Source organism: Deltaproteobacteria bacterium, assembly GCA_016930875.1.
GTDB lineage: Bacteria > Desulfobacterota > Desulfobacteria > Desulfobacterales.
The window spans coordinates 1-3,758 of record JAFGFW010000044.1; the positions used below are offsets into that span (position 1 = coordinate 1).

The window sequence follows — 3,758 nt, forward strand, 5'->3', positions numbered from 1 at the left end:
CGGAGGTGGACGAACCACTCCTTGTAGAGCAGCCGCGCCGCCTGCTCCAGCAACTGAATCCGCCGCCGGTTGTTCTCGATCAGGTCGTCGTAGGTGGAGACTATTGATGCTATCTTATCCTGAACTTCGAGCCGAGGGAGATGAACGCTTAATCTGGCAAGATCACTCCCGCGAATCCCCGCCTGAACTCCTTGTGTAACGATTGACCTAATTCGACATTTCGGTGACTTGAAATAGTAGTGATAGAAATCGGGAAAGGCCAGCTTTCGATTCAGGCGTACTCTAATAATGTGGGACTCAAAAGTAGTCGGTTCCTCGACCGTTCTTACAATTGAGCACTTGCCAGCTCCTGCAAGAATCAGAGACTGACGAGCAAACAAGAGATCTCCTTCTTCAACAAGCATTCTTTCCAATTCTTTGCCGTTCATTGGCACTCTTTCCATCTCCACAGTGCCAATACGGTCATGGGCAAACAATTCGCCCATATTGATCATTTTATAGCCGTTTCCACGAACTCTAGCTGGCCTGGTGAGACCGTTCTTTGACGGGAGCAAGTATAGCTCTTCAAATGGGACTTCCCTCCAATTCATGCCCCCAACTCCTCGAAGTTCTTCTTGATCTTAGCTGCCAGTTGCACCGCTTCCACATTGAGACCGTCCAGCTCGACATGGATATCGCGCAGGGCCTCCTCAAAGTCGAAGTCCCCGTCTTCTTCCTCAGGGGCGACGCCCACGTAGCGGCCCGGGGTGAGGCTCCAGTCGTTGGCCTCCAGATCTTTCTTGTCCACCAGTTTGACGAGCCCTTCCACATCGCGGAGCTTGGCCGCGGGGAAGCGATCGGTGAGCCAAACAGCCTGTTTGTGGAAATACCGCACCTGTTTGAGTTGAGTCACTGCGACCTGGCGGGCCTGTTCTGCTGCCTTGCGCGCTCGAAGGATGTTACGACTCACCCAGTGCTCGCTCTTCCCGGCCTCAAGCTCTCGTTCACACACATCGATCAGGCGGCAGGCGAGTTTGTGCAAGAGATCGGCCTGTTTGACGAGATCGCGGCTGGTGTCGGCCAAGAGGGCAATCCGTTCCGTGGCCTTGTTGAGTGAAGCATTCGTCCGTGCCTGATTGCTCCATTTTGCCCGCTCGTTTTTCAACGATTTTCCAAACGCAGAAATGTCACGGGAAAATGTCTTCAAGCCTTTTCCCAATTGCTGGAGCACTTCAGCGTGCATTGCATCCTTGGGCAGCGTTTTAAAAAAAGGGCTCATGGTTTTCTGGAGGTAGACCAATGCTGTTTCAAAGTCGGCCAGCGGGTGGATGACCTTGCCGTCTTTCTCTTTGGATTTGAAGCAGGCTTCGGCTTCATTCAGGGCTTGCCCCAGATAGCGGGTAATCAGATCGAGGAAACGGTCACCCTCGCCCCGGTAGAGCCAGACAATGGCTAAAAGCTTTTGTTGCTGTTCCGGGCTGAAGTCATAGATTTTGCGGGTGACTTTGCGAAAGATGTTTCGCGCGTCGAGCATGAGCACCTTGTCTTGGTGCTTTTTCGGCTTGTTTCGATTCAGGAACCACAGTTCGCAGGGCACGGCTCGGGTGTAGAAGAAGTTGGAACGAATGGCGATCATGATATCCACATGGCCGGTTTCGATGAGCTTCTGCCGGACTTTTGCTTCATCGCGCCCGGCACTTGAGGCCTGAGACGACATGACGAATCCGGCCCGGCCCTTTTCGTTCAAATAGCTGTAAAAATAGCTGATCCACAAATAGTTCCCGTTGGAAACCCTGCCCAATTGCTTCTTCTGGCCAGCCGTCTTTTTTCCTTTTGCTTTACTAACGCCCGGCAAACCGAAAGGCAGGCGCGGATCGCGCTTGACTTTATCGGCATCCACCTCGTCCACGTTAAAGGGCGGATTGGCCAAAACAAAGTCGGCTTTCCCAACCAGTTCATGGGGGTCCTCGTAGTAGGTGATGGCCTTTTGGATGTCGCCCTCCAGGCCGTGGACGGAGAGATTCATCTTGCCCAGTCGAATGGTGGTAGGGTTCTTCTCCAACCCATAAAAGGTGAGACGCTCAGAAGGGTTGGCCTTCATACGTTCCACAAAGTGAGCGCTTTGCACAAACATGCCGCCGGAGCCGCAGGCAGGGTCCAGCACAACGCCCCGTTTTGGTTCCAGGACATTGGCAATCAGGGATACCAGGGAGATGGGTGTGAAGAACTCGCCGCCGTCGTGGGCCTTCTGGTCTGCAAACTGGGTAAGAAAGTATTCGTAGATGCGCCCGAAGATATCACCATGCGTCTTTTTCAGTTCTTCCGGATTCAGGGTGCGGAGAATCCGCCCGAGCACCTCGTTGTCCAGCTCCTGATACTCGTTCTTGGGTAAGACACCGCGCAAGGTTTCATAATCGGCCTCAATGGATTCCATGGCCTCAATCACAGCCTTGGCCCGATTGTCGCTATCCCGGAGAGAAACCAGATAGTCGAACTGCGCTTCCTTCTTAAGAAATATGGAACTCTTCTGCGAAAAGTCCTCTTTCGTCAAAGGGCGCGTCTTTCCACCCCGTTTAGGCAGGTTGACTTTGATATCATCCTTAACAGCCAAATAGCGGCTGTAGGCATGCCGCAGAAAAATCAGCCCCATCACGGGCAGGAAGTACTCGTTGCTGGCATAGTTGGAATTAGAGCGCAACGTATCCGCCGCATTCCAAAGCCTCTTTTCTATTGCTTCTATATTTTCAAGTTGCGCCATATAATCTCCATTTCAACCACCTTGTAAACTCCAACACCAATTTAGGGGACACATTTTCACATTTGCCTTTTCACCGGTTTCAATATCCAAAGAAGATAGTCGAAAGTCCAAGGTCATGAGAAGCTGAATCGGTGATGGGGAGAAACGGTGAATCGGAGATCACTTGATAGACGCGTTTTAGGACGGGTTTTAGTTTTAGGGGACGTTCGTGCAGAGCGTGCACAAAATCTCGATCCCAGACTCCCTAACTCATCTCTCCTTTGCCTTCTCCCCTTTCCCATCCCCAGCAGGTTTGTCCTTGACCTCAAAACCTATCTCCCTTCATTTTTGCCACAGACGCATACAGAAGATCGGTTCTGTCCTGTATTTTGGGGACGTTCGTGCAGAAATTGCATAAAGTTCTTGCAGAGGCGCCGAGACCTCCTCTTGCCTGCTCTCCCGCTCAAGCGGGACAATCGGGCGAAAGCGCTCATGCCCTTTGGGCACGTTTTCCCTATTGTCAAGCATCAATAGAAGACCTGGTCTCTTCATGAGGTTCAATATCCTCACTGCGAACAAAGGCATGGCATGTCTCACAATGAAAAAGATCAGTTCGTACCTTTTTTAGTTTTCCTCCGGGACCTGTAATCACTCTTGCATAGGTAGTCATCACCATGTTTCTGACGGCATGACATCTTGGGCATAACTCACTGGACATGTTTTGTCTCCTTGAGACCGATCAGGAACCCTTCTTGGTAGAGAAATGAAGCTTGAGCAGAATCTGTCAGCGTGATTGAACAGCCCTCGAGGAGAAGCAAATACCGTGCAAGGATTTGTGGATTCTATATCCTTATCCTTTTGAAATGTCAAGAAATATTGGAAGTGTCGCCATAAAACCAGGGAGTGTTACAAAATGGCCGGGGAGAACCGGGACGTTCGTTCCGAACTTGCCTAAAGTATTTTCAGCCATAGCGTTTATCTCAGACTCTTAGCACCATGAAACATTTCCTGCAACACATAAGTAAGTAGGCCCTAATCAACA

3 protein-coding genes are annotated in these 3,758 nt (G+C 51.0%); all 3 read right to left on the reverse strand.

Annotated elements, in window-relative coordinates; all coding sequences use genetic code 11:
* The coding region (locus JW883_04325) for a restriction endonuclease subunit S (GenBank protein MBN1841495.1) at positions 1 to 590 on the reverse strand (590 nt) is incomplete at its 3' end.
* Complete coding sequence (locus tag JW883_04330; protein MBN1841496.1) at positions 587 to 2,737, reverse strand: N-6 DNA methylase; 2,151 nt, start codon at positions 2,735 to 2,737, stop codon at positions 587 to 589. The genes JW883_04330 and JW883_04325, both read right to left, overlap by 4 nt.
* Before the next feature lie 499 nt (positions 2,738 to 3,236).
* The gene (locus JW883_04335) at positions 3,237 to 3,434 is read right to left on the reverse strand and encodes a hypothetical protein (GenBank protein MBN1841497.1); all 198 of its coding nucleotides are present in this window, start codon (positions 3,432 to 3,434) and stop codon (positions 3,237 to 3,239) included.
* Positions 3,435 to 3,758: the final 324 nt, after the last annotated feature.

What these genes read in the sequence shown, in the direction of transcription:
- JW883_04330 (MBN1841496.1), bottom strand. Translation starts at nt 2,737, where the DNA reads ATGGCGCAACTTGAAAATATAGAAGCAATAGAAAAGAGGCTTTGGAAT.
- JW883_04335 (MBN1841497.1), bottom strand. Translation starts at nt 3,434, where the DNA reads ATGTCCAGTGAGTTATGCCCAAGATGTCATGCCGTCAGAAACATGGTG.